The sequence below is a fragment of the Plesiomonas sp. ZOR0011 genome (genome assembly GCF_000800945.1).
GTDB classification, from domain to species: domain Bacteria; phylum Pseudomonadota; class Gammaproteobacteria; order Enterobacterales; family CAMTGL01; genus Plesiomonas; species Plesiomonas shigelloides.
The window spans coordinates 1-25428 of the sequence record NZ_JRKB01000069.1; the positions used below are offsets into that span (position 1 = coordinate 1).

At 53.4% G+C, this 25428-nt stretch carries 27 protein-coding genes and 1 pseudogene; 8 read left to right on the top strand and 20 right to left on the bottom strand.

Annotated elements, in window-relative coordinates:
• Positions 1-94 precede the first annotated feature (94 nt).
• The 6 genes and pseudogenes from L975_RS12410 to L975_RS12430 all read right to left on the bottom strand — a co-directional run bounded on the left by L975_RS12410 (position 95) and on the right by L975_RS12430 (position 5780).
• Positions 95-1231 carry a DUF3987 domain-containing protein gene (locus L975_RS12410; RefSeq protein WP_081995686.1) on the bottom strand — a complete coding sequence of 379 codons (1137 nt, stop codon included), beginning with the start codon at positions 1229-1231 and terminating at the stop codon, positions 95-97.
• A 390-nt stretch (positions 1232-1621) separates the two neighbouring features.
• Complete coding sequence (locus L975_RS12420; protein ID WP_047708944.1) at positions 1622-2614, bottom strand: toprim domain-containing protein; 993 nt, start codon at positions 2612-2614, stop codon at positions 1622-1624.
• 111 nt (positions 2615-2725) lie between these two features.
• Positions 2726-2866: a hypothetical protein gene (locus tag L975_RS18205; protein WP_156121213.1), complete on the bottom strand. Its 141-nt coding sequence runs from the start codon at positions 2864-2866 to the stop codon at positions 2726-2728.
• Between the two features lie 11 nt (positions 2867-2877).
• Positions 2878-3168: an AlpA family transcriptional regulator gene (locus tag L975_RS18650; protein WP_081995687.1), complete on the bottom strand. Its 291-nt coding sequence runs from the start codon at positions 3166-3168 to the stop codon at positions 2878-2880.
• Between the two features lie 416 nt (positions 3169-3584).
• Positions 3585-4397, bottom strand: a pseudogene (locus tag L975_RS12425) (ISL3 family transposase); the annotation flags it as partial.
• Between the two features lie 222 nt (positions 4398-4619).
• On the bottom strand, positions 4620-5780 hold the full coding sequence (locus L975_RS12430) for an acyltransferase (protein ID WP_047708910.1): 1161 nt from the start codon (positions 5778-5780) through the stop codon (positions 4620-4622).
• 349 nt (positions 5781-6129) lie between these two features.
• On the opposite strand from L975_RS12430, the gene L975_RS12435 reads away from it, so the two are divergent.
• Entirely contained in the window at positions 6130-6696 is a 567-nt protein-coding gene (locus L975_RS12435; protein WP_052181457.1) for a transposase, read from the top strand.
• Positions 6697-7039: 343 nt separating this feature from the next.
• Here L975_RS12435 and L975_RS12445 read toward each other — a convergent pair whose 3' ends face one another.
• Both L975_RS12445 and L975_RS12450 read right to left on the bottom strand, forming a co-directional pair.
• Positions 7040-8293, bottom strand: coding sequence for a site-specific integrase (locus L975_RS12445; protein WP_047708914.1), 1254 nt, complete (start codon positions 8291-8293; stop codon positions 7040-7042).
• Positions 8294-8470: 177 nt separating this feature from the next.
• Positions 8471-9334, bottom strand: a complete 864-nt coding sequence (locus tag L975_RS12450) for a YicC/YloC family endoribonuclease (protein ID WP_010864928.1) — start codon at positions 9332-9334, stop codon at positions 8471-8473.
• Positions 9335-9500: 166 nt separating this feature from the next.
• On the opposite strand from L975_RS12450, the gene rph reads away from it, so the two are divergent.
• Together rph and pyrE are read left to right on the top strand one after the other, a co-directional pair.
• Positions 9501-10217, top strand: coding sequence for a ribonuclease PH (gene rph, locus L975_RS12455; RefSeq protein WP_047708915.1), 717 nt, complete (start codon positions 9501-9503; stop codon positions 10215-10217).
• Between the two features lie 231 nt (positions 10218-10448).
• A complete protein-coding gene (pyrE, locus tag L975_RS12460) occupies positions 10449-11102 on the top strand; it encodes an orotate phosphoribosyltransferase (protein WP_047708917.1) in 654 nt (217 codons plus the stop codon).
• Positions 11103-11235: 133 nt separating this feature from the next.
• On the opposite strand, the gene L975_RS12465 is transcribed toward pyrE, so the two are convergent.
• The 6 genes from L975_RS12465 to coaBC form a co-directional block, all read right to left on the bottom strand.
• Entirely contained in the window at positions 11236-12180 is a 945-nt protein-coding gene (locus L975_RS12465) for an urea transporter (protein ID WP_039046119.1), read from the bottom strand.
• Between the two features lie 80 nt (positions 12181-12260).
• Positions 12261-12659: a CrcB family protein gene (locus tag L975_RS12470; protein WP_010864924.1), complete on the bottom strand. Its 399-nt coding sequence runs from the start codon at positions 12657-12659 to the stop codon at positions 12261-12263.
• Between the two features lie 15 nt (positions 12660-12674).
• Positions 12675-13058 (bottom strand): fluoride efflux transporter CrcB, encoded by a 384-nt coding sequence (crcB, locus tag L975_RS12475; RefSeq protein WP_039046088.1) that lies wholly within the window; start codon positions 13056-13058, stop codon positions 12675-12677.
• A gap of 365 nt (positions 13059-13423) precedes the next feature.
• Positions 13424-14014, bottom strand: coding sequence for a nucleoid occlusion factor SlmA (gene slmA, locus L975_RS12480; protein ID WP_010864922.1), 591 nt, complete (start codon positions 14012-14014; stop codon positions 13424-13426).
• Positions 14015-14110: 96 nt separating this feature from the next.
• Positions 14111-14566: a dUTP diphosphatase gene (dut, locus tag L975_RS12485; RefSeq protein ID WP_010864921.1), complete on the bottom strand. Its 456-nt coding sequence runs from the start codon at positions 14564-14566 to the stop codon at positions 14111-14113.
• Positions 14563-15786, bottom strand: coding sequence for a bifunctional phosphopantothenoylcysteine decarboxylase/phosphopantothenate--cysteine ligase CoaBC (gene coaBC, locus L975_RS12490; protein ID WP_047708919.1), 1224 nt, complete (start codon positions 15784-15786; stop codon positions 14563-14565). Before coaBC ends, dut begins: the two co-directional genes overlap by 4 nt.
• 282 nt (positions 15787-16068) lie before the next feature.
• Between coaBC and radC the strand changes: the two genes are divergently transcribed.
• From radC to rpmG, 3 genes are all read left to right on the top strand, one after another.
• Positions 16069-16752 carry a DNA repair protein RadC gene (radC, locus tag L975_RS12495; protein ID WP_010864919.1) on the top strand — a complete coding sequence of 228 codons (684 nt, stop codon included), beginning with the start codon at positions 16069-16071 and terminating at the stop codon, positions 16750-16752.
• 320 nt (positions 16753-17072) lie between these two features.
• Positions 17073-17309: a 50S ribosomal protein L28 gene (rpmB, locus tag L975_RS12500; RefSeq protein WP_010864917.1), complete on the top strand. Its 237-nt coding sequence runs from the start codon at positions 17073-17075 to the stop codon at positions 17307-17309.
• 11 nt (positions 17310-17320) lie between these two features.
• A complete protein-coding gene (gene rpmG / locus L975_RS12505) occupies positions 17321-17488 on the top strand; it encodes a 50S ribosomal protein L33 (protein ID WP_010864916.1) in 168 nt (55 codons plus the stop codon).
• A 129-nt stretch (positions 17489-17617) separates the two neighbouring features.
• Here rpmG and L975_RS12510 read toward each other — a convergent pair whose 3' ends face one another.
• The 3 genes from L975_RS12510 to L975_RS12520 are packed head-to-tail and all read right to left on the bottom strand — an operon-like array spanning position 17618 to position 20755.
• A complete protein-coding gene (locus L975_RS12510; protein ID WP_177326643.1) occupies positions 17618-19345 on the bottom strand; it encodes a glycosyltransferase family 39 protein in 1728 nt (575 codons plus the stop codon).
• 2 nt (positions 19346-19347) lie between these two features.
• Positions 19348-19998, bottom strand: a complete 651-nt coding sequence (locus L975_RS12515; RefSeq protein WP_177326644.1) for a TVP38/TMEM64 family protein — start codon at positions 19996-19998, stop codon at positions 19348-19350.
• A gap of 31 nt (positions 19999-20029) precedes the next feature.
• Positions 20030-20755, bottom strand: a complete 726-nt coding sequence (locus L975_RS12520) for a glycosyltransferase family 2 protein (protein ID WP_039046086.1) — start codon at positions 20753-20755, stop codon at positions 20030-20032.
• Positions 20756-21040: 285 nt separating this feature from the next.
• Between L975_RS12520 and mutM the strand changes: the two genes are divergently transcribed.
• On the top strand, positions 21041-21886 hold the full coding sequence (mutM, locus tag L975_RS12525) for a bifunctional DNA-formamidopyrimidine glycosylase/DNA-(apurinic or apyrimidinic site) lyase (RefSeq protein WP_039046085.1): 846 nt from the start codon (positions 21041-21043) through the stop codon (positions 21884-21886).
• Here mutM and coaD read toward each other — a convergent pair.
• The gene (gene coaD / locus L975_RS12530) at positions 21883-22365 is read right to left on the bottom strand and encodes a pantetheine-phosphate adenylyltransferase (protein ID WP_047708921.1); all 483 of its coding nucleotides are present in this window, start codon (positions 22363-22365) and stop codon (positions 21883-21885) included. The genes mutM and coaD overlap by 4 nt on opposite strands.
• A gap of 139 nt (positions 22366-22504) precedes the next feature.
• Between coaD and L975_RS12535 the strand changes: the two genes are divergently transcribed.
• On the top strand, positions 22505-23539 hold the full coding sequence (locus L975_RS12535) for a glycosyltransferase family 9 protein (RefSeq protein WP_039046083.1): 1035 nt from the start codon (positions 22505-22507) through the stop codon (positions 23537-23539).
• Here the strand turns inward: L975_RS12535 and L975_RS12540 are convergent.
• The gene (locus L975_RS12540) at positions 23508-24293 is read right to left on the bottom strand and encodes a glycosyltransferase family 2 protein (protein WP_039046116.1); all 786 of its coding nucleotides are present in this window, start codon (positions 24291-24293) and stop codon (positions 23508-23510) included. The two genes, L975_RS12535 and L975_RS12540, sit on opposite strands and share 32 nt — an antisense overlap.
• Positions 24294-24298: 5 nt before the next feature.
• Positions 24299-25357, bottom strand: coding sequence for a glycosyltransferase family 9 protein (locus tag L975_RS12545; RefSeq protein ID WP_039046082.1), 1059 nt, complete (start codon positions 25355-25357; stop codon positions 24299-24301).
• Positions 25358-25428 lie beyond the last annotated feature (71 nt).

Consider the following 25428-nt stretch of genomic DNA (forward strand, 5'->3'; position numbering starts at 1 on the left):
TCATCGGTCAAGCGACCAGATGCGGCCAGCCGGTCAGGGGCAGCCAGCGTGAGAACCACGCCGGCCTCCTGCAAGAAGTCCAGCGCGGCGCCCATCAGAAGAACTCCACGTTGTCTATTTCGCCGCCATCGAGAACAGACGCCGGAATGTCGGGAATGTCGGGAAGTTCCTTATTTGGCGAGGGTTTGCGAGGTTCCGCAATGTGGGAAAAGTCAGGAAAGTCGTTCGCAATGTCGTGGGCGTCTGGTAGTGACATTTCCGACATTCCCGAACTTTCGGAAGCTCTGGAAGCCTTACTAGGCAAGGAACTTCCCGACATTCCAGACTTCCCCGCGTCGTTTCGGCGATAAACCTTCTTGGTGCGGTTCGCGTTGGCGCCAGTGCGTGGCTCTTCGCGCATTTCAATCCGCCCATCGCGGATCAACTCGGCAAGCGCATCATCCAGTGCGGCAGCAGGTGCCTTTCTGATTGCCTTGGTAATTTCCGATTTGGTCAGCTCCGTAGCGTCGCCAGCAAATAGCACCATGATCTGCTCGCCAATCTGCGCCGTGCGCTCGGCCTGTTCGGCGCCGGCGCGGTCGTTGATGATGTAGCGCAAGCTGTCCACCGCGTAGTCAGCCCAGGCAACGCCTGCGCGAAGATCATCGGCGTTGATGGTCGTGCGGCAGTCCAGTAGCGCAAAGATCATCGCGATGCGCTGGACGTAGGGCGGGACACGCTCGGTCAGGCTCGCCACCAGTGCCGGTAGTAGCTTGGCCGTACGCCTCCACTTTGCGTAGAAAGCGGCGTACATCTCGCGCGCCTCGCTCGACAGGCTGCACTCGACGGGGTGCTGCCGGTGCACGACATGCACAGCCCTTGCCAGCCTTTCCGCCAGTTGCTCGACGATGGCGGGATCTGTCGGCATCGGGAACGGTTCGATGCCTCGGCGCTCCGCCCATACGAACAAAAAGCGGTTCATGGTGCCGTTCTCGGCATCAACCCTGCGCACCTTGGCGGCAAGCTCGGTCGGCGTAATCGCGGTGACGATGCACACGCTTGGGTGGCTGGCCGTTACTCGGTTGGCCTTGGTCAGCTTGCCAAGCGTGCGCCCGTCCCAAGCGTTGCGGATGTCCGAACTCAGCGTGTTGCCGTTGCGCTCGAAGGCCGACAGCATCGCGGCCATTTCGCCACTGGCTGCCCATAGCCGTTTGTCCTCCACACCTGGATCATCGCCCTCCGGATCGCGCATCTGGAATGCCAAGCCCTCGCCGCTCGACAGGTCGCCACTGCAACGAGGCGCGGCAAGTGTGGGGTGCCGCAGGATAGCGCCTCATGCACGCGGTACACCAGGCCGGCAGACATGCCCTTGCCGCCCAGTGCAGTGCGCCCGACGTGCACAAGGTTCAGGATTGGCCGGTGACGGTCGTCGCCGATCATCAAGTACACGCCAGCGCATAGGCAAGCGGCGGCGTAGCCAAGGGCGTTCAGCGCGGCGGCGGCGGGGTGTACTTCGGTGCCGTCAGCGGCATGGCGTGCTAGCTCACCAATCCAGCCCTGCAAGCCTGCGGTGCGCAGCGTTGGCAGCGCGATATTGCTGTCGTCCAGCTCATGTACCGGCAGGGCGTTCAGGTCAATAGGCTCAAGCGGCTTCATGGCTAGCCCCCTTCCCGTTCAGCACATCCAGCCAGTCGCCCACCATCGGCGGTAGCGCGATCTTCGCCACGACGCCGGCAGCGGTCAGCCGGTCGGCCAGCGCCTTGGCAGCCAGTTCGCCAGCTTGGTTGGCGTCGTGGTCGGCGGCGATCACTACTTCGCGCACGCTCTCGGGCAACAGCAACGCCTTCATGCCAGACGTGGACAGCGCGCACCATACCGGCCACGCCGGCCACAGCCCGCGGCAGGCCAAGCCGGTTTCGATGCCTTCGCACACCAGCAGGCGGCCTTCGGTCGGTTCGCCCAGACGGACAGCAGCGCCAGCCATTGCACCGTCGTGGCGGCTCAGCATCTTCTTGCAGGCTAGTTGCTCGCCGTCGTGCTCGATGATGGCTTTGCCGCCGTTGCCATCCAGCCAAATGCGCTGGAGGCCGGCAGCGGTGCCGTGCACGTCCTGCGCAATGCCGACCAGCGCGGCGCTGGTGTGGATCACCTCGCCATGATGGCGGTACGGCAGGGCAGAGTGCGTGCGCAACGTCAGTGGGTAATTGGTCAGCGCCAACCCTCGGCCAGCAAGGTAACGCGATCCAGCGCAATCGCCTGCAAGCGGCTTTGCTGCGTGCCAGACGCGACGCACGGCCTCGGAATGGTCGACGGGTGCCTGCACGGCTTTGGGCGGCTGTACGCGCCTTGCTGGCGCTTCTACGCCGGATTGCAGACCAAGCACGCCAGCGGCAAAGCGCAGCGCCTCGGATGGGTGCCAGCCGTGGACGTGCGCCAGCAGCGCGAAGCCGTCGCCGGCCAGCGGATCACCGCCACCGCCACAGACGAACGTGCCGCGTCCGTCCTTGTCGTCGAAGCGGAAGCGATCCCTGCCACCGCAGCCAGGGCATGCGCCGTGCTTGCGGGTCAGGTAGTCGGCAGCGATGCCGGATTGCATCAGGATCGACAGCCAATTGCCTGCGGCATGGCTTGCCACCGTGCTAAAATTCAAGCGCGATTGATTGATATGCGCGCTGCTCAGGTTGTCCGACCTGCCAGCGCGTTTTTTCTTGTTCAGCCCTATCGCGGCAAATTTCTAGGTAATCCCTCACTCGCCCCCCCATTCCAAAAACAGCATGGCGGCCAGCACAAGGCCGGCGCCCAAGTTGCTGGCCACAACGAGGCCAGCCAGCAGATCCAGCGCGGCGCGCAGACACGCCGAACCCTGCGAAGCGAATCGCATACACATGGTTGGTGTCCTCAAGTTGCGGCGAATTGAGGGCGGGATGCTTCCCAGACTTCAAGCTCGGCGATGCTGAACAGCGTCGCGGCGCCAAACTTGCGCGGCTTCGGGAACTCGGGATCAGTGGCAAGCCACCGGTAAATGGTCATACGCGACACGTTGTAGTGTCCAGCCACTTGGGCGGGGCGGATGAACTTTGGGTCTGTCGATTTCAATCTGTGGTTCTCACTGGTGAACCAAGGCGGCAGCGAACGGCGGCAGACGGCGCGAAACGGGGCTATGCAACTGCACCTAACTAGTTGTAACATCCCGTAACTCGACGCCTGTCGGGTATTCCCTTCCCAAGGAATGTGTTGCTGGCCTTTGGCTGGTTACTGCGCCGTCCTCTGTTGCAAGCAGAGTATTGCGCTATGAAATGGCTGCCCAACTGGGCGGCCTTTTTTGTGCCTGTATGTATCACCGGCAAACGAGATTGTACGGACTGTGCCCCGCGCACGCATCATTGACACGCACGCTTTTCCCCGCCCGACGGCCTGTGACCAAACTGTGCCCCCCCATGAACAGGCGAAGGGCTTTTGTTGGAAAACAAATGGCACGGAATGGCGCATGCAATTTGCTTTGTTGGTGTGCGCATTTTTTTTCGTGCGCCCTCCCATTCGGTGAAAAAAACCGGTCGGGGTGCCGCCTAAAGTGTTGTGTTCTAAATACAAGCCTAAAAAAAGGTTCATCGCGCTTTCCCGGGGAAGGCTGCCTCGACTTTCAGGAAGAAGTAGTCAGAGTCCCGGAAGCCATAGGCCATACGCTTGATCACCTTGATACGGTTGTTCACGCCCTCCAGCAAGCTGGTATGCATCGGGAAACGGGCACTGGCGAGAATGCCGCGGATATAGCGTCTGAGGTTTTTGGCGAAGCGCTGTAACGGTGCCAAACCACTATCCCGAGCTTGTCGCTGCCAAGCTCGCCAGCGCTGCCAGCCCTCCCACACGCTCGGGGCGTACCAGACTTCCTTCAGTGCGTCCTTGAGCACATAAACCGTGGCCAAGGGCTGGTTGGCGGCGAGTAGCTCCTGCAACTGCACAGCTTGGCCGTCCTTGAGATTCTCAGGGTTGCGTAGCAGCAACCAGCGACTGCGCTTGACTAGCTTGCGAGCCGGTTTGTCGTCCCGCAGGCGATTGGCCTGATCGACGCGGATGCGATCGATCACCTCACGCCCGTAGCGCGCCACCACATGAAACAGGTCGTACACCACTTCGGTTTGAGGGCAGTGCTGCTTCACTTCCCGGTCGAACGCGGTGTTCATGTCCATGGCGACCGCTTCGATGTGCAGGCAGCGCTCACCGAGCAATTCAAAGAACGGACGGATGGCCTCACGACTGTTGCCATGCCCCACCCACAGCACCCGCGTTCGTTCGGCGTCCACCGTGGCGTAACGATGGCCTTTGTGCAGGGCAAACTCATCCATCACCAGACGGCGCACGTCTCCCGGCTCAAAGGCGCCGACCTCTGTCTCCAGACGGCGTTTGTCGAGCGTGCCGATCTGTGCGAGGAAGGCAGACACCCGGCGCGGCGTGTTGATCTGGAACTCCGCCATGGCCTGATTGAGATGAGAAACAAAAACGCCCGCTTTGGCGCGGGCGTTCGGGAGGATCTGCAGCAACTGCTGCTCGGTAATATGCATGGGCCCCTCCGGGCACAAAAAAGCCCGCACTCGGCGGGCTTAGTTTCAACTCAATAGCACTCTATGAGCGCTACAGTCACTTCATCTGGCAGGCGAAAAAGACGCATCTAATTCGGTGGTACTTTCTTTCCGCACCTTGTACATCCGTACAAACGGATACTCCACTATCAGAGAAACCAGATAGGATATGAAAATAGTGAGCAGGATCAGCACAAAGAGCCGCCCATAAAATGTGATAGTTTCCGTCAACCAAAGAAGAATACCGACATTACCGTATGGGTTAGTTAACTCCAGCAAGAGCAGGTGCACCAGATAAAGCGGATATGAAATACGGGCAAGGAAAATGATCGGCAAAGATCGCACAGGCCACCAGTAAATACCCAAAAGTAAGGCTGTGCTGAAAGCTGCGAGAAGGGTAGGCAGCCAGATGGTCTCACGAGCAAATGTCCAAGGCTTCGCCAGATACTCTGGATGCTGGATCATGTACATCAGAAAACCTGCAAAAAGCAGCAGACCTGCAGCCAGCCAGAAGACCCACTGTGAGCGTAAGCCGCTCACTAGCCGAACAACGCAAGCCGCTAAAACACCAGCAGCCAACTCGTCATATCTCGAATGGAACTGTATGAAGCTCGCAAAATGCCAGTCACCGTCATTCGGAGCAAAGTCAGCCGTCATTACAATGCGAGTAAAAATTCCAGATAAGACAACCAGCCCGACAAGAGAGGCAACAATCTTCAAATTGTTCTTGCTAAGCCTCATGAAAACCAGCAGCGTGACCGGCGCAACAAGATAAAACATCTCTTCAATTACAAGACTCCAAGAACCTGCAGCCGTGTACGCCTGATTTATTTGGAAGAATTCTGGAAAAAAATACGGACCAGTGGTCTGAAGAAACAGCATGCCTGATAGAACACTCTTCAGTGCAACCCAGTCAAACGGGCCTGGCGCTTTAAACAATGCGCACAACAGAATAATAAAGTAGTACACCGGCAGTATTCTTAGCGCACGCCGCCAGTAAAACTCACCCATCTTAAACTTTCCGACTGCCATTTTATCGATGATTATGCCACCGATCAGAAAGCCGCTTATAACGAAGAACAGGTCAACGCCTACCCACCCCACAGGAAGCAACTTAAAGTGATACAAGAGCACCAAGCTAACAGCTATAGCTCTTAACAAATCTACCCCAGGGAAAACACCCGGCTCTGTTAAGTAATTCCAATGTTCACGAATATATGGCACTGGCTTGTCCTTGAATTCTGATAAAAACAGGGACAAATTATACACGAGACCACTGGATAGATAGAAGGCACGCAAGGGAATTTAGCATCGAGCCCGAGCCCGAGCCCGCAATGCCGCGAAATTAAGCCTTGGCCGGCTGATTTTTCGGTAAAATACGACATTGATTCAATGGTTTAAGAACTAAACGTGATGACCGAATCGGCCCCTATATTTCAAATCGATCTATAAAATCACTCAAGTCATCTCTTCTGATGACTTCATTCATCGTCATCGCCGTAAGGCGGTCGACTTTACCCGCCGTAGCCTCTTTACCTTCGAACGCGTCGTTGGCGAGCACACGTCCACGATCATGACGATCAACCCAGACCAGGTGCAGCATCAGGCTTTCAAGCGACGCGAGATTCCGGTTAACGCCTTCTCGTTGCGACTGGTCCGTGTCCTGCTCCCAAGCGGTCAGATCGAAGTGCTGGCCACCAACTTGCTGGACGAGGCGGCCTTTCCTGCTGCCGACTTCGCCGCGCTGTACCATCGGCGCTGGCGCATCGAGGAAGCCTTCCGCCACCTCAAGTCCCACCTGAAGCTGGAACAGTTTGGCGGCGAAACCCCACTGGCCATACAGCAGGAATTCCATGCAGCCATCCTGCTGCACAACCTGGCGACACTGGCCGCCATGGATGCCCTGTCGCAGCGCGGAGAGCCAGACGCACTGGCCTTCGGCGCCAACCTGACGCACGCAAGCCATCTGATTCACCTTCACCTCCCAAGCTTGTTGGCCAACCCCGACCAGTGTGCTGCGCTATGCGAGCTTCTGCTGGAGGGCATCGCTAAGAAGATCACCCGTCGCCGACTTGGCCGACGTGGCTCGCCACGCAAGCCGGATCGAAAGAAGCCTCATCCGCACCGCGCGTACAAGTGATTGATCCGTTGACGGAATTGCTTAATTTCGCGGCATTGGCTGATCCAGCAGGTCACGGTCACGTACTTGGCGCAGCCGTCGCTCGTGGATCAGTGGGCTGGGCTGCAGGCAGCGCCCGCATCGAGGGACCCGCGCGGCTTGGGGTTCCAGTTCAATCAGCAGGGTGTTTTCAGCAACGGAGCGAGAGGTTACGACTTCGTAGCCTGGCCAAAAAGCGGCAAGATCAATAGGATGCACGGTGACAGCAGGGGCAGGTGAAGGGTGTGTTTGGCGACTGCCAATTTACCTGCTTCCCTGTCTGTCAACTTACGCCTCCCCCTGAATCCGCGAAGAACCTAAAAAATCACCCCGTCTTGCGTGCAAAGCCGACAACGTTGGTCGGCTCTCCTAGTTCCAAAGACTCCAGCAGGTTGGACAGCCTCAATAGTGCGTCCTTGCGTTCGGCGAACCGGTCGTGCCGGTCGTAGATGCCGGCCACGCCTTGCAGCTTGTGGTTCAAGCACGCCTCGGCCACGTCGTGCGGCACGCCAAGCGAAGCCAGCAGCGTTCTAGCCGTGCGGCGCAAGTCGTGCACCGTGAATGCTTCAACGTCCGGCATTTGGTGGCGAACCTTGGCGAGTGCGACGTTTAGCGTTGATTCGCCGATGTGCGGCAGCATGCGGTGCTGCATCTTGCGCGCCGGCAGCACCCAATCGCTTATGCCTGCCAGGGCGCGTAGCTCAAGCAGACACTCGACAGCGAACGGCGGCAGCGGGATCGCGATGCCTGCGCCGGTCTTGGTGCGCTCGGCGGGTAGGTGCCATACAGGATCTTCGCCAAGGTCGAATTCTTCCCATCGGGCTGCGCACAGTTCCATCTTTCGGCAGCCAAGCGTAAGCAGCAGCTTGATGGCCAGTTCGTTTTCCCGAGAAAAGCCCTTGGCCTTTTTCATGGCGGCGAACAGGTGCGCCACCTCGTCACGGCTCAAGCTGCGCTCGCGCGATACCTCTTTGCCGCCTGCGTCGTTCAGGTCGAAGGTGGACGCCGGATTAACCTCGATGATGTGGCGCTTGATCGCGAAGTCAAACATGCGGCGCGTCCAGCGCAGTACGTCGTTGGCAATGGTCGGCGCGTCGCGTGCAACGATGGCCTGCAACATGGCGTCGATGTGTCGCGGCTTCACGTCCTCGACGCGTAGCTTGCCAAGGTGGGGCGCAATGTCCTTGTCGATGCGGCGGCGGAAAATGTCGGGGTGCTTCCAGCGGCCAAGGATCTGGCGGGTGTAGTACTCGTTGGCGAGTTCCAGCACGGTCATGGCGTCCACAGCATCGAGCGCGGCCTGCTTGCGTGCCTGCTTCTCGCCGGCCACGTCATGCCCCAGGGCGACGCGGGCAGACAGGGTGCGCGCCAGTTCTCGTGCCTTGGCAAGTGACAGCTCCCCGTAGCTGCCAAGTTGCACCGTGCGCTGCCGTCCCGCGAACCGGTATCTAAGGTGCCATGTCGGTACGCGGTCACATGCGCGAAAGCGCAGCGTCAGTCCGTCGCTGTCGCTACGTCCATCGAATCGCTCGCCGGCTCTTATCCATGCTTTGATCTGTACATCCGTAAGCTTGCCCATGTCCGCCTCCTGGTGTCGTGTACACAAGTCCGTGTCTCAAATTCTTCATGTGTACACGCTTGTCTACAGGCGGATTATGCAATGCGGTGGTGCCGTATGGTACAGGTAGATACAAAAAAACCCCGTCTGGCGGGGCTTTGCGGGTGGGCGCGTTATTGGGTGTTACGCGATGTTTTCTTACTCGATGTTCTGAATTTGCTCACGCATCTGCTCAATCAGCACTTTCAGCTCGACGCTGCAACCGGTGATTTCAGCATTGATGGATTTTGAACCCAAGGTGTTCGCTTCGCGGTTGAACTCTTGCATCATGAAGTCCAGACGACGGCCCACGGCTTCGTTCTTTTTCAAAATCGCGCGGGTTTCTTTCACGTGCGCTTCGAGCCGGTCGAGTTCTTCGGCTACATCCAGACGCTGGGCTAGCAGTACCAGCTCTTGCTCCAGACGGTTGTTGTCGGCCTGCACTTGTGCGTCTTCCATCTTGCTTTGCAGACGCTCACGCTGCCACTGCAGCACATCCGGCATATGACTACGCACGATCGCCACTTGGGCGCTGACGCCATCCAGACGCTGCTCAATCAGTGCTTTGAGTGCGCTACCTTCACGTTCACGGGCGGCTACGAACTCATCCATCGCTTGTTCAAAGCCAGCCATCAGCGCGGCAGAAATCGCATCCAGATCTTGTTCGGCGGCGGCCATAACGCCCGGCCAGCGCAGCACTTCCAGAGGATTGATGGTGCCTTCCCCGCTGGTTTGCTGTACCCACTTTGCGGCGGCCATCAGCTGACGTGCCAGCTCTTCATTAATGGTCAGGGTGCTTTGCGCGGCCGGGTTGGCATCAAAGCGCAACGCGCACTCTACTTTCCCGCGGGTCAAACGCTGACGGATACGCTCACGCAGTACCGGCTCCAGAGAACGAAACTGCTCCGGCAGGCGCAGGTAAGTTTCCAGATAGCGCTGGTTTACGGAACGGATCTCCCAGGCGGCGGTGCCCCAGTCGCCTTTAACTTCGTTGCGAGCGAAGGCTGTCATACTACGGATCATGCGCGTGTATCTCGTCATCAAAATGAATGTCAGGCGATTATAACCCAGTGGCTCTAAGGCGTCAGTGCCAATCTCCGCGCGGGATTAGGCATCGGCGCCACAAATCCGTATAATGCGCGGTCAAACGATTTCCCCTGATACCTGATTCCCGATTAAGGAGGACGCGATGCGCCCGGCAAACCGACTGGCTTCGCAGGTTCGACCGATTACCCTGACCCGCAATTTCACCAAACATGCCGAAGGTTCGGTGCTGGTGGAGTTCGGTGAAACGAAAGTGCTGTGCACCGCGACCGTGGAAGAAGGCGTCCCTCGTTTCCTCAAAGGCAAAGGACAGGGCTGGGTTACTGCCGAGTACGGCATGCTGCCACGCTCGACCCACACCCGTAACCAGCGTGAAGCGGCCAAAGGCAAGCAAAGCGGCCGTACCATGGAAATTCAGCGTCTGATTGCGCGCGCGTTGCGTGCGGCGGTAGACCTGGCCGCGCTCGGTGAATACACCATCACTTTGGATTGCGATGTGATCCAAGCTGACGGCGGCACCCGTACCGCCTCGATCTCCGGCGCTTGTGTGGCCCTGGCCGATGCGTTGAACGCGCTGGTGGCCAAAGGCGCGCTGAAAGCCAATCCAATGAAAGGGATGGTGGCTGCGGTGTCAGTGGGCATCGTGGATGGCGAAGCGCTGTGCGATCTGGAGTACGTGGAAGACTCTGCCGCCGAAACCGATATGAATGTGGTGATGATGGAAGATGGCCGCATGATTGAAGTACAAGGCACCGCCGAGGGCGAGCCATTCTCCCATGAGGAGTTGCTCAGCTTGCTGGCGCTGGCCAAGGCCGGCATTGCCGACATTATCGCCGCGCAGAAAGCGGCGCTCAGCGAATAATAAGAAAAGCGGCTTGATAGCCGCTTTTTTTTCGCCTGTTGCTATGTCTGATAAATAGCGGCCGGATAAGTCGGGATCATTGCCGATGTGCCGCGTTAGAGCTAGCAAACAGCGCGACAGCTGTTTTTGAAATGAACTATTGCTTTTGTAATGAATTATTCAGGCGCAGCGCCGACAGGCGGCTGTGGCCGAGCATCACATCAACATCGTAACCGGTAACAAGGAAAGAGCATGAAAGCCTATCAGCGTGAGTTTATTGAATTTGCCCTGCGCAAGCAGGTACTGCGTTTTGGTGAGTTTACCCTCAAGTCCGGTCGCAAGAGCCCGTACTTCTTCAACGCTGGGCTGTTTAACACCGGTCGTGATTTAGCGCAGCTGGGGCGCTTTTATGCAGCAGCTCTGAATGAATCAGGCGTCGAGTTTGATTTGCTGTTTGGCCCAGCGTACAAGGGTATTCCGATTGCCACCACCACCGCCGTGGCGCTGGCCGATCACTACGATCGCGATGTGCCGTATTGCTTTAACCGCAAAGAGGCCAAAACCCACGGCGAAGGCGGCAATCTGGTCGGTAGTGCGCTGCAAGGTCGCGTCATGCTGGTGGATGATGTGATCACCGCCGGTACCGCGATCCGTGAGTCGATGGAAATCATTGCCGCGAATCAGGCATCGCTGGCTGGGGTGATGATCGCCCTCAACCGTATGGAGCGCGGCCAAGGCGAGTTGTCAGCGATTCAGGAAGTGGAGCGTGATTATGGCTGTCAGGTGATCGCCATCATTACCTTAAACGATCTGATTAGCTACCTCGAAGAGCAAGTGGCCAGCCAGCCAGAGTTAGCCCCCCATCTGGATGCGGTGCGGGCTTATCGCGCAGAATATGGTGTGTAACTCGCATATGTAAAATAAAAAAGGCAGCCGATGGGCTGCCTTTTTTGTTACGGCTGGCGTGAAGGCGGGTACGCCATGGTTTAGGCGAAGCCTTCGCGCAATACCGTTGATGCTAGTGCCTTATTTTGATGCATTAGTCAGAGGTATTCGCCACGGTTGATGGCGGTTGCAGGGCGGGGCGCGCCAACATAAAAATCGCCAAGGTCAGCAGATAAGCCGCGGTGAAGGTGGGCAGCCCTAATGGGGTGAACAGGCGATTGAGCGCCGCTTGCACCAGTACCGTCACTAAGGTGGCGAAGATGGCTAACCATAAGCGCACTGGCGAACGCAGATAAAAGACGCGGCCAATGGCCAGCGCACTCAGTACCGGCGAAAAGCCGTACAGGCCGGTCAAAATCGAATAGGTATCGGCACCAAATAGGCGCGCCACGGTGGTGGCCAAAATCGCCCCGCCCAGTGTCGTTAGTGCCATCGCCCATGAGCGCCACGCCAAGCCAATTAAAATCAGCACACCACTGACAGTATTGTTGAGCAAAAAGACTTGGGCAATGTTGCGGATACTGGCTTGAAACAGCATCAACAGAGTGACGTGGCTTTCATCGGGATGTTGCACCGCGGCGGATAACACATGCAGATGCACCCCCGAGAGGTTATAACCGGCCAGCAACAGCATCCAGCTGATCAGCACAAACGGCAAGGTAGAGCCGGGCACGCCCCAGCTGCGGGTGACCGATTGTTTAATTGCACATTCGGCAATCGGGCACAGCATCGCGCCGGAGATCAGCAGCACCCACATGAGTGGTGACGGGATGAAAAAGGTGGTCACCGTGATCCCAACCAAGATACCGTTAAAGCCGTGCAACCCTTGCGCGATGTCGTTATCGTCCAAGTGCAAACGGGTAGCCATCAAGGTAGATACCGTGAGGCCAACGATCGCGCCAAGGAGAGTATACGGGGTGCCGTTTTGCAGCGCCGCAAAGGCAATGGCGAGTAAGAAAAAGGCGCCAGTGATGGCGTTGCCGGCAAAAAAGACCTGTCCAGCACCGCGCAGTAGGGTACGAAGAAACTGATTGAACATGATGCTCACATGTTGGGTGTTGACCAAAAAAAGGCGCAAAGACCAGCTTTGCGCCACCATAACTGTCGATCACGGTGATGTTACGGCTCTTGCTCGTCGCCTTGAGTGAGCCGTTGTCCGAGTAGGGTACCAATGCCGGCGGCAGCTAATCCGGCCAGCAAACTGGCAGCGATATAGCACAGGGCCGTGCGAAAAGTGGCCGGGTTTTGCACCAAGGTCACCGCGGCATAGACAAAGCTGGAGAAGGTCGACATCCCGCCCATGATGCCGGTTCCGACCAGCAGGTGCACATGTTCGTGGATCCGCAGGCGCTGACGACTGCCGGTGGACAAACCGAGTAAGAACGAGGCCAGCACATTGGCAAGGAAAATCGCCAGTGGGAAATCACCGGCGTGGGTCGGAAACCCTAGCATAAAAAATTCGCGGCACATGGCACCGAACGCGCCACCGACAAAAATCAGGATCACCAGATTAATCATGGTTGCGTTTCCTTCTTATGGCATCGCCAGCCAAGCACCCAGCGCGGCGGCAGCCATGCCCAGTGCGGTGGAAGCCGTTAAATAGGTCAATGCCAGCAGCGTTTTGTTATTTTGAATCAGGTGTGAGGCTTCCAACTGCATACTGCTGAAGGTGGTGTAACCGCCCAAAAAACCGGTAATGATGGCGGCATTCACTGGCGTACCAATACGCGACGCCCAATCAACGCCAAATAACACGCTGAGAAACCCAATCACAAAGGCACCAAAAATATTGATGGTGAAAGTGGCCAGCGGAAAGATCCCCTGGTAGCGGCGTTTAATTTGCACGCTAAACACGTAGCGCAATAACGCGCCGAGGCCGCCGCCTAAGCCGACCCACATCATGTCGAATGCAGTCACGAAATGCTCCTCGAAGTGATGGCATACAGGCGAGAAACAGCATGTACAGACCGCTGACACAGATGCCCAAGAATAATCTGAGTATTATTTGGTGTGGCGGCGGCGATAGCGACGTGAAACCTGTATCCGTTTATTAAAATTAGTAATCAAATACAACGTGCGGCAAACCTTGTGCGCAAAATTGAGAGCCTAAGCATGGATGTGGGGGAAAATAGCGCGCCAGTTGAGGATAAGACACCAACAGTAGTGGTAGAGCGTCGGGTGCGGTAGACAGGGAGGCTGTAAGGTGTGCACGTATCTCGCAGGGAGACGTGACCGGCGGGAGTCCGCCGGTGCAGAGGTTCGCGCAGGCACGTAGCGTGGACTTAGCCGAGCTCCGCGGTCAGCAGTTGCCAGCGAATATCGAAATCTTGCGTGGGCAGATAGCGAAACTCGGAGCGAACAAAGCGTGACATCAGACCTTCACAAAACGCCAGTAACTGGCTAGCCAGCAGACCTTCGTCTTGAGCAAAGCCTTTGCCCTCGCGCAGTTTACGCTCGCGCATCACCTGACGTAGCTGAGTTTCAATGCGCTCAAACAGTTGATTGATCCGGTTTTGCAGCCGGTCTTGTTCAAACATGAGGGCGTGACCGGTCAAAATACGGGTCAGCCCCGGGTTTTTCTCGGCAAAGCCTAGCAGCAGCTGAACGATTAAGCGCAGGCGCAGCAGGGTGTCTTTTTCATCTGTCAGGATCAGGTTGATCCGCGACATCAGGCTCTCTTCAATAAACTCGATCAGCCCCTCAAACATCCGGGCTTTACTCGGAAAATGCCGGTAAAGCGCCGCTTCCGAAACCCCGACCGTGGCTGCAAGGCGCGCGGTGGTGATCCGTTGTGACCCTTCACTGGACTCCAGCATTTGGGCCAGCGCCTGAAGGATCTCTTCTCGACGGTTTTTCTTATTATTTCCTGCCATTAATCGCGGTTCCCTTAAGACCAAAAGCCATCTGATGGGTCTCAGATGGCTGAAAATCAAAGCACCAGGGTAAGGCCGGGTACGGTGGTGTCAGAGTTACTGACGACCGGTATGGCCAAAGCCACCCGCACCACGTTCACTCTCGGCAAAATCGGTGACCAAATTGAATTCGGCCTGCACCACCGGCACGAACACCAGCTGTGCCAGACGTTCACCCGGTTCAATCACAAAGGTCTGCTGGCCACGGTTCCACACCGATACCATCAGCTGCCCTTGGTAATCGGAGTCAATCAGACCGACCAGATTGCCGAGCACCACACCATGCTTATGGCCAAGGCCAGAGCGCGGCAGGATCACGGCGGCTAATGACGGGTCACCGATGTGAATCGCCAGACCGGTGGGCACCAGCACGGTGTTGCCCGGCTCCAGCGTAATGGCATCATCCAGACAGGCACGCAGGTCCAGACCCGCAGAGCCTTCAGTGGCGTAAGACGGCAGCGGAAATTGATCACCGATGCGAGAGTCGAGAATTTTCAGGTCTATTTTTTTCATGAGAGCGTATTGTTTGCTGTATGCCGGTAGAGCCGGACGATGTTGTCCATCAGTTGCTGGCCGAGAGCGGCCTTGCTGTCCAGCGCCAGTGAGTGTTGCCCGTCTTTCCAGAATAGATGCAGGGCGTTCTGATCGGCGTTAAAGCCTTGTCCCGGTAGGGACACGTCATTGGCACAGATCAGATCCAGATTCTTGCGGGCGAGCTTGCCGCGCGCATATTGTTCCACATTCTGGGTTTCAGCCGCAAACCCCACCACAAAGGGGCGCTGGGTGGTCATTGCACCAACGCCGGCCACAATGTCAGGATTTTTGACCAGCGTCAGGCTGATTTCGTCACCGGCTTTTTTGATCTTTTCCGGCGCGACGCAGGCGGCACGATAATCGGCCACGGCAGCGCAGGCAATAAAAATCTGGTGATGTGTGACTTCGGTCATCACCGCGCTTTGCATTTGCAACGCGCTTTCCACATCAATGCGCTTAACCCCGGCAGGGGTTGGCAAATTGACCGGTCCACTGACCAAAGTGACCGTCGCGCCACGTGCGGCAGCGGCGGCGGCAATCGCATAGCCCATCTTGCCAGAGCTGTGATTGCTGATAAAACGCACCGGGTCGAGCGCTTCGCGAGTTGGGCCAGCGGTGATCAGCACCGCGATGCCGGCTAAATCTTGCTGCTGGGCAAAGTGCTGGCTGACGCGTTGGCACAGCTCGGCCGGCTCTAACATGCGGCCTGGGCCGACATCGCCACAGGCTTGCGCCCCTTCGGCTGGCCCCCAAATCAGCGCACCACGAGCGGCCAGTTTGGCGATATTTTCTTGGGTGACCTGCGCTTGATACATCTGCTGATTCATGGCCGGTGCAATCGCCAGTGGCGCGTTGGTGGCCAGACACAAGGTCGTTAGCAGGTCATTTCCCATACCCGCCGCCATGCGCGCCATCAGATCGGCGGTGGCCGGTGCCAGCAACACCAGATCAGCCCATTTGGCCAGCTGGATATGCCCCATGGAGGACTCGGCAGCCGGATCTAACAGATCATCAGCCACAGGGTGTCCGCTGACGGCTTGTAAGGTCAGTGGGGTAATAAAAGCTTTGGCGGCGGCGGTCATCACCACCCGCACTTCTGCGCGTTGCTCACGCAGACGGCGTACCAGCTCCACACATTTGTACGCCGCAATCCCGCCGCTGATCCCGAGCAGGACTCGTTTATTGGTTAATGCACTCATGGCCGATTTCCGCCTCTGGCAAATTGGCTACATCACGTTGACTCAATGCGGCACACTTTACCACATCCGTCGGTGTTTGCGCTTCGCCCACTGGGCTTGCGCCGTGAAGCCGCGTACGCGGGCCGCTCTCTGGGCGCAAGTTGCGGTCAGTCTCGCAGCTTTTTGCCGCGGCGATCGCACACGCAGTCGAGATCTTCTACAACCTATCAGCGACCGATTACGGCCAGTATTAACCGTATATCGTCAAGACGCGTATTTTCATCGATGCAGGGAATGCCACAGATGACGCATGTTCCATTAAAAGCATTGCCGATGGCCGAGCGACCACGGGAGAAATTATTACAACAGGGGGTCGGTGCGCTGAGCGATGCCGAGCTCTTGGCTATTTTCCTGCGCACTGGTATTCAAGGTTGTAACGCGGTCGAACTGGCGCGGCGTCTGCTACGCGATTTTGGTTCGCTGCGCGCTTTACTGGCGGCAGACCAGCTGACGTTTTGTCGCCAGCACGGCTTAGGTGAAGCCAAATATGTGCAGCTGCAGGCTAGCATCGAAATGTCACGCCGCTATTTGGCCGAGAAGTTGCAGCGCGACAGTGCCTTGAGTAGCCCGCAAGACACTCAGCAGTATCTGCAAAGTTGCTTAAGCAGCCGCGAACGCGAAATTTTTTTAGTCCTGTTTTTGGATAATCAGCATCGGGTGATCAAAAAAGAGGAGTTATTTGCCGGAACATTTAATAGCGCCACCGTGCATCCCCGTGAAATAATCAAAGCGGCACTGGCATGTAATGCGGCGGCGCTGATTTTGGCGCATAACCATCCCTCTGGCGTTGCTGAGCCCAGTCGAGCTGATCGGCAAATTACGCGTCAGATTCAAGATGCCTGTGCATTGGTGGAGATCCGGGTGCTCGATCATGTGGTGGTTGGCACCGGTGAAACCGTTTCGTTTGCGGAGCGGGGGTGGATTTAGGCTGATTTATCGACAAACTCATCAGTTTAATTTTTACTTGTTCGCTGAACGAGGTATCCTTACGCCCAGCACCAGTAACGCCATCCCGTATTGTGTACACCATGATATGGAAAGCCTCTTTGGTGGTTTAGATACTTGTCGGGGTATCTTGCCCGTTAACGGCAGATCCTTTCTTGATCCTGAGGGTGACTGCCTCTTGAGCAATGGCAAGATATCTTGTACAATCCCCGACCTTTGAGAATCACGGGTAAGGCACGTTGCCTGACGAGGTAGCCTTAACCTAACGACGCTCGAGCTGATTTGATTTTTGGAGAATTGACATGTCCCGAGTATGCCAAGTAACTGGCAAGCGTCCGGCAGTCGGTAATAACCGCTCTCACGCGATGAATGCGACTCGTCGTCGCTTCCTGCCGAACCTGCACACTCATCGCTTTTGGGTAGAAAGCGAGAAACGTTTCGTATCCCTGCGTGTTTCCACCAAGGGTATGCGTATCATCGACAAAAAGGGTATTGAAGCTGTTCTTGCTGAACTGCGTGCCCGCGGTGAGAAAGTGTAAGGAGCTGACTCATGGCTAAAGGTATTCGTGAAAAGATCAAGTTGGTGTCTTCTGCCAACACTGGTCACTATTACACCACTACTAAAAACAAGCGCACTATGCCTGAAAAACTGGAACTGAAAAAGTTCGATCCAGTTGTTCGTCAGCACGTAGTGTACAAAGAAGCAAAAATTAAATAATTTTTCTTCTCTGACTTGTCAAAAACCCAGCTTCGGCTGGGTTTTTTTATGTCTAAATACCATCTGGCATAGGGGAGATGTGGATCTGGGGAAAATCACATATCCACATCAGAGGGTCGGCATGGTGAGCTAGAGGTTCAGCCATGCAGCAGGTTTTGGCGTAAAAAACAGCTCACGGTGTGTGGGTTTTTCACAGTCTGGCGTAAGATCTTGCTTTGAGATTAACACCCATTCATCACCATGAGCTTTACCCAGCATTTGACCTTGTGCGGTATTGATACAAGATAATGGCTGGTTTTGCCGTACAATTAGGTAGCGATGTTCGCCTTCTTGCATCCATTGCCAGCCGTTACGCTCTTGCTGTTCCACCGGAGCCAGATAGCTAAAATGGGTAATATTTAGTGGAGAGAATAAAATAAATTGTTCTTTAAAATTAATTAGACCTAATTCACCCCCTGGACCCGTAATTTTTTCCGCATTTTTTAAAATGATTTCGGGCGTTCGCATCGGCTCCAACAATGGATATCCGAATAGGCTGATGAGTAGCCAAGTCATACTCATAGAGGCCCCCATACGCAGCATGCTGGATTTTTTGCGTAACAAGTACTGGATGGTAAGCCAGAGAGCACCAATCAGAATAACAAGTAGAGCAATGGCATTCAGGTTTGTGGTAATAGCTTTGGTTAATACAGGTAAACGCGCTAAAGCAAGTATTCCGGTAAGTACCATAGCACCACCCAGCCCCCATAGAATTACGCTGAGCAGGCGTTCAAACCAGCGAACTTGCGTAAATGGGGTGATAGAGGCGGCAAGGGCTAAACTAAACATTGGTAGTGCCGGTAAAATATAAACTCCACGTTTTCCTGGGCTTAAGCTAAAAAAAGCAAGGACACAAATTACCCAGCAAAATAAAATAGCAATTTGTGGTTGCATTCGAATCGCCGAAACGATTTTTTTAGCATACGCCACTATCAATAGTAGAGCTGGAAACCACAGTCCAGGAATGACATCCAATAAGTAGTAATACCAAGGTTCAATATGGTGCCATGCATTCACATAGCGCTCCCCTGTTTGCTTGAATAGGATGTTATTACGATATTGTATAAGCTCTTGACTGCCATTAATCCAAACATAAAGCAACATAGGTACTAGCCATAAGGCAATAACACCCAACATTACAGCTGGACCATATAAACCTTTGCGAGTGAAGGTATTCTCACTTATTTTCTTACCTGCTAGTTGGTATGCTGCGATGGGAAGCAATAAGAAAACAGGCAGAAAGCCAACTCCTTTAGTAATAATGCCTAACCCCATCATGCCCCAGGCAATAAAATACCATTTCCAGTTTGGTCCAAGTAAGAAGTGACGCAGTAATCCATAGCAGCCAAGAGTTATCCAAGCTGTCACCATAGCATCAATTTGAGCAACTTTTGCTTGGATAATGAACTGAGGAAACAGGAGAAGCAGTAATGCTGCGTTACGTGCGGTTTTTATATTCCATAATCTTGTACCAAGATCAAAAACTAGAAATAGGGTGAGAAGTGAGCACAAGGCATTGGGAAGTAAAAATGCGATTTTTAGGTTTCCGCTGAGCCAATAAAATAGCGCAATTGCCCACATAAAAACAGGCGGTTTATCGGGGTACGCCTCACCTCCTCGCATCGGAATTAACCAGTTACCCGTACTTACCATCTCGCGTGCTACTTCAGCAAATCGCGGTTCATCCGCAGGCCATGGTGAACGTAACCCAATGCCAGTAAAAATAATGATGGTGGCAAATAGGAGGAGTAGGGTGAGTACTTTTCCGTAATTGTCGCTGTCCAATGTGCGTTTATAGAGTTCAGATGCGAAATGCATAGTCATCCTTGTTGATTTGTATGATGTGCGGACGCATTTTTAGGAAGTGCTATAGCTCTGTGTTGTCGGTATAAATAAATACCAATCAGGCTGGATATAAAAAATAGCACACCACTAATGATGAGGTTTTCTGATTTGTCCAGACCGATTCCTGAGCCGGCATAAGCAAAAATAATGGTTTGTGGCAAATAACCGAGTAGCGTACCACCCAAAAAACCATTGAGCTTAATATGTGATGCTCCAGCCAATAAATTGGTCAGTAAATTATTACCGACAGGAAATAGGCGGATCATGAGTATTTTTGCCCATGCTTGCTTACTGAATGCTCGATCAAGTTTAGTGATACGGTGCTGGAAACGATGATGTAACCAGTGGTGGAGAGTGAATCGAGCCATGTAGAAGGCAAATAAACTACCCAGTAGGCATGAAAATAAACTCAGAATAATGCCGAAGGGAGCCCCTAAGGAATAGCCGAAGATAAATGAGATGACCTGCCGCGGTCCTCCCACGGCGGTAAACAATGCACCAAAACCGATTAAAACGCAGAGTGCGATGTTTCCTTGCTCCTGTAGATACTGGGCAACCCAGTGGCTATCAGTAAAGTGAGCAAATGCATCATAATGAACTAGTATTCCTAGTCCAAATAACAGCATGCTGGTAAAACACACTTTGAGTATGCGCATATCAGGCCGTTTTTTCTGTTTTTTCAATGAGGACGGGACGTGAGCGCTTTTGTAGCCACATCACGCCCAGCATATCGACAATACCTACCCACGCGCGATTCCATGCATTGTATTTAGATTCACCAACGGTACGATCTCGGTGATTTACTTCTTGTACGTGGATTTCCCCTCCAATGCGGCGGATTAAAGCGGGAATATAGCGATGCATGTGATCAAAGTACGGTAGTTGCAAAAAGGTTGCGCGCGGGAAAAGCTTTAGTCCACATCCGGTGTCTGGCACACCATCATGTAGCAAGGCCTGCCGAATGTTATTGGCAATACGGGACTGGGTGCGCTTCCAAGCCGTATCTTTGCGATGTTTACGGTAGCCCGCGATACAAAAATCGCTCACGGTTACTGCGCTAGCTTTAGCCAGTAATGCTGGTATGTCTGCGGGGTCATTTTGTCCATCAGCATCGAGTGTCACAATCCAATCGCCTTGGGCATGTTGTACTCCGGTGTGTACCGCAGTACTTTGGCCCGTGCTGTATTGGTGGCGGATAGCTTGTGCATTACAGCCCAAGGTTGTGGCTGTAGCGAGAATTTCGTGGTATGTAGCATCATTGCTGCCATCATCGACGACGACAATTTCAAATGGTGTCACGTTATGCAGAGCCTGATGAATTTCTTGCATCAATGGCCCGATATTGCCTTGTTCATTTTTTGCTGGAATAACAATCGATATCACAGTGCTAACCTTGTTTACATACCTACCACGATGGCAGGTAATCTTTCAGAAATTGAGTGTTGATTTTATCTTGAAAGTGCCATGTTAAAATGTCAGAAACGTGCTGATGCATGGTTCCTGTGATGGTGGATATCTTTCAGGCTTGTATTGGGGTGTAATCGACCTTATCTCACCCTAAGCTATGGATAACATTTTATGGATTTTTATCCATACATGAGTCTCTCAATGTAAAGAAGCGTAACGATATTTATTCCTGATAATTTCATTTACCGCTAAGGTTTTCGTATGCCTGAGTTACCGGAAGTAGAAACCAGCCGACGCGGCATTTTGCCGTATGTTTTACAGCAAACCATTGTGCAGCTGGTGGTTCGGCAGTCGAAATTACGCTGGCCGGTAGCCTCTGAAATCATGGGGTTGCACGGTATGCGTGTGACGGCGGTAGAGCGGCGCGCCAAATATCTGCTGTTGCAAATCAGTCAGCCTGTAATCAACAAAGTTATCGGATGGATCATCATCCATCTGGGCATGTCGGGAAGTTTGCGTGTTGTGCCAACGGGGACACCGCCAGCGTTACATGATCATGTGGATATGCAGCTGGGCAATGGGCAAGTGCTGCGTTATAACGATCCGCGCCGTTTTGGGTGTTGGTTGTGGAGTGAGACGCCGCTCTCGCATGTATTATTGGCTAAACTGGGGCCAGAGCCATTGAACTCAGAGTTTAATGCCACGTATCTGTATCAGAGTAGTCGTAAACGACGCACTGCGTTAAAAGCGTGGTTGATGGACAATCAGGTAGTGGTAGGGGTGGGAAATATTTATGCCAATGAAGCGCTGTTTCAATGTCGGCTGCACCCAATGTTACCTGCACATGCACTGACTACAGCACAATGTGACCAATTGGTCTCAGTCATCAAGTCAGTGCTGACACGATCGATTGAGCAAGGCGGCACAACGCTGCGTGATTTTACTCAGCCCGATGGTCGCCCTGGTTACTTTGCGCAAACCTTGCAAGTGTATGGCCGAGCGGGTGAACCTTGCCGCGTGTGTGGTACCCCGATTGAAAGCATGCGGATTGGCCAGCGCAATAGTTTTTATTGCCCACATTGTCAGCCATTGCGGAAAGACGCTTAAAGTCCCAGTTTATTTTGTAGGGCTTGGTGCACGGGGGGCGATACAAAACCACTGATATCACCACCATGTACTGCAACTTCACGCACGATTGTTGAGGATAAGGCACTCCACTCCTCTGTTGGGGTTAGAAAGACGGTTTCTAGCCCTGGATTGAGGCGGCGATTAATTGCGGCAAGCTGAAATTCATAATCGAAGTCGGTGGTGCCGCGTACGCCACGTAGTAGCCCATTGGCTTGGTATTCTTTGGCGAGATCGGCAAGCAGTCCAGTAAATCCGATGACTTGGACACCGCTGAGATGAGATGTACTTTGCTGCACTAGCTGTACCCGTTCTTCCAGTGTAAACATGGTTTTTTTGGTTGGGTTGGCTGCAACAGCAATAATTAATTCATCAAACAAGCGGAGCGAGCGCGTAATCACATCAAGGTGACCAAGAGTAATAGGATCAAATGTCCCAGGGTAAATTAAACGACGAGCCATACGTGGGCGACTCCTGTAATTGATTCATCACACGCTGTAGTGGTGTTGGGATTGTATGTCTTTAAATGTGGAATGCATGGGACATACAGGCGCAGTTTTTTGTATTATTTGTTCTATTGTAGGCAAATGAGAGAGTGAAATGAAACGCATTCTGGTTGTGCGGAATGACAAAATCGGTGATTTTATGTTGGCATGGCCAAGTTTTGCGATGCTTAAGGCATCTATGCCACAAGCTCGGATTTATGCTCTTGTCCCACACTATACGGCTGCATTAGCTGAAATGTGTCCATGGATTGATGAGGTTGTGATTGATCCGGGTGAACATGCATCAAAAGATGTGCAGCAGCAGTTGCAGCGAACATTACGTGGGTTAGGTTTTGATGCCGCGATTTGTCTATTTTCAACGAGCCGTATTGCTTGGATGTTATGGCGTGCACATATCCCATATCGATTAGCTCCTGCTACCAAGTGGGCGCAGATTTTGTTCAACCATCGTTTAGCTCAGCGCCGCTCACGATCGCAAAAACCAGAGTCAGAATATAACTTAGATTTAATCCGGCATTTTTTAAATTCCTTGCAAATCAATATCGTGGAACCACATGCGCCCTATTTGTCTTTTGCTATCGAAGATATTGCTAAGCAACGAGAGTACTTGATTCAACATTATGGTTTGAACCCGGCACTCAAATGGGGCTTTATTCATGCGGGAAGTGGCGGATCGGCACGTAATTTGAATTTACAGCAATATGCGGATTTTGCCTTTGAGCTACAAAACCAGCATAAGATCCAGTGGGTGTTGACTGCCGGTCCAACAGAGCAAGCTTATGCTAAAGAGCTGGAACAGCTCATTGCTCGTGATGGTGGTGATGTCGTTTTGTTGGGCAGTGATGCGACGCTAACGCAGTTTGTTCACATTTTAAGCTGCGCGGATTTGTTTGTTGCAGGTTCAACAGGTCCTTTGCATATTGCCGGAGCTTTGGATATTCCGACTATTGGCTTTTTTCCTAGTCGACGCTCTGCAACACCGTTACGTTGGCAGCCATTGAATCGCCAGGGGCGGCATCTTGCTTTTTGTCCTCCCGCAGGAGAGGAAACGCAGGAAAATATGCAGCTGATTGATCCGCGTGTTGCCGCCCAAAGCGCTAGTTCTTGGTTGAGTGGTCTAGGTTTTTAATCCATAAATCGGCATATTTGACGAAGGTGGAATGTGCCGATAGCACTGAGAGTAAAAAACCTTGCTTACCATCTAAAAATCCAGCTTTGACAATGTACATCTTTAGAAAGCAGCCGATGGCATGCAATATTCCACTGCTAATGCTGCTTTTCTTGCCTATCTTTTGCCGTTGAGTCGCCCACGCAGCGGCATAACCAGCAGACTTAACAAGATAGTGTTCCAGATCTCGGTAAGTGTAATGTAGAAGGTCACCTTCAAGAGTTTGGATTTTTGCTTTAGGGGGAATGATCACTTTTTCATGCACTAATGCATCATTGTACGTGGTAAGTTGGCGTGCATAGAGACGAGCCACTCTATCAGGATACCAGCCGCAATGGCGAATAAAGCGACCAAATACCCAGCTAAGACGAGAGATTTGATAGAGAGCATGAGTATCAACGGGCTGCGCTAATACGCTTTCTAGACTCGCGTGCAATTCAGGGCTAATGCGCTCGTCAGCATCTAACCATAAAATGTAATCACAGCTTGCGTATGATTGTGCTATTTGTCTTTGACGACCAAACCCTGGCCAGTCATCGTGCACGATGAACTGTGATGTAAATTGGCGAGCGACTTGTTCAGTTTGATCGCTACTGCCACTATCAACTACGATGATTTCATCAGCAAGTGAGCGCACACTTTCGAGACAAAGTCTGAGGTTTTCAGCTTCATTTTTAACGATAAGAACAACGCTCAGCGTTGATTGGCGGGGCATAGTGGTCATTTTGTTATTCCACAGTCGGTCAACATACGATCAAAATTGTGTAGTACTTCAGATGCATCAATCTGCTGCATGGCAAGTGGATCTTTGACGCGTGAGCGCCACGGCAACTGCTCAATAGTCTTTCCTGTTTGAGCTGTAATATTCTGTGCGTAGTTGCTCACAATATACTGCTGCCATCCATAGGGGCCTGTTCGTTGTGGATTATGGTGCGCATAAATACCCAATACGGGGCGACCTAGCGCTGCTGCCATATGCGCGGGCCCGCTGTCTGGACTGCAGACAATATCTGCTTGCTGTAATAATGCTAGCATTTGCAGCAACGATGTTTTGCCAGTCAGGTTGTGAGTGATAGCATCTTCCGCTAATTGACAAATTTTGGATGAGAGTTGCTCTTCAGCGGGCGCTGGCCCTCCCGTTAGAATAACATCGACATTTCTTGCGGCTGCATGACGGGCTAGTGCAGCATATCCAGCAACAGTCCAATTCTTATACGCTTTGCTGCTAGCGGGAGCGATAATTAATAGCGGTTTATCGGTTTTGTAAGGTGTAGCCCACGCAATATCTTGCGCTGGGATCGTCAGCGTCCACGTTGGCTGCAGATTCTTTACGCCGAGTGCTGCAGCAAATTGCATAAAACCATCAAGGACATGAGTGGATGTTGGTGAAGGCACTGGTGTGTTGATAAACCAATGCTGGTTATCGCCAGTACGCGTGGAGTCAAATCCGAGTCGCAAGGGCGCTTTAATCAACAAGCTGGCTAGACTTGCGCGAAATGCTGTTTGCATATGCAGCAATGCATCAAACTTTCTACCGCGTAGTGTTCTGTAGAGTTGTAGATATCCACGCCAACCTTGCTTTTTATCGACGGGAATCACTTCAATATTGTCGACTGCTTGTAGCAATGCTGACTCTGCTTTACCAACAACCCAAGTAATATGAGTGAGTGGCCACTCACGCTGGATGGCTTGTACAGAAGCTATTGCGTTACAAACATCGCCGATAGCGGATAGGCGAAGAATGCAGATGGAGTGTGGGGCTGATTGAAACAATGCCATAACCAGATCTATTCGAGAATGGAGTCAGAATTATGCAGAGCTGATGAGAAAATGTAAAATGTCGTAGACAA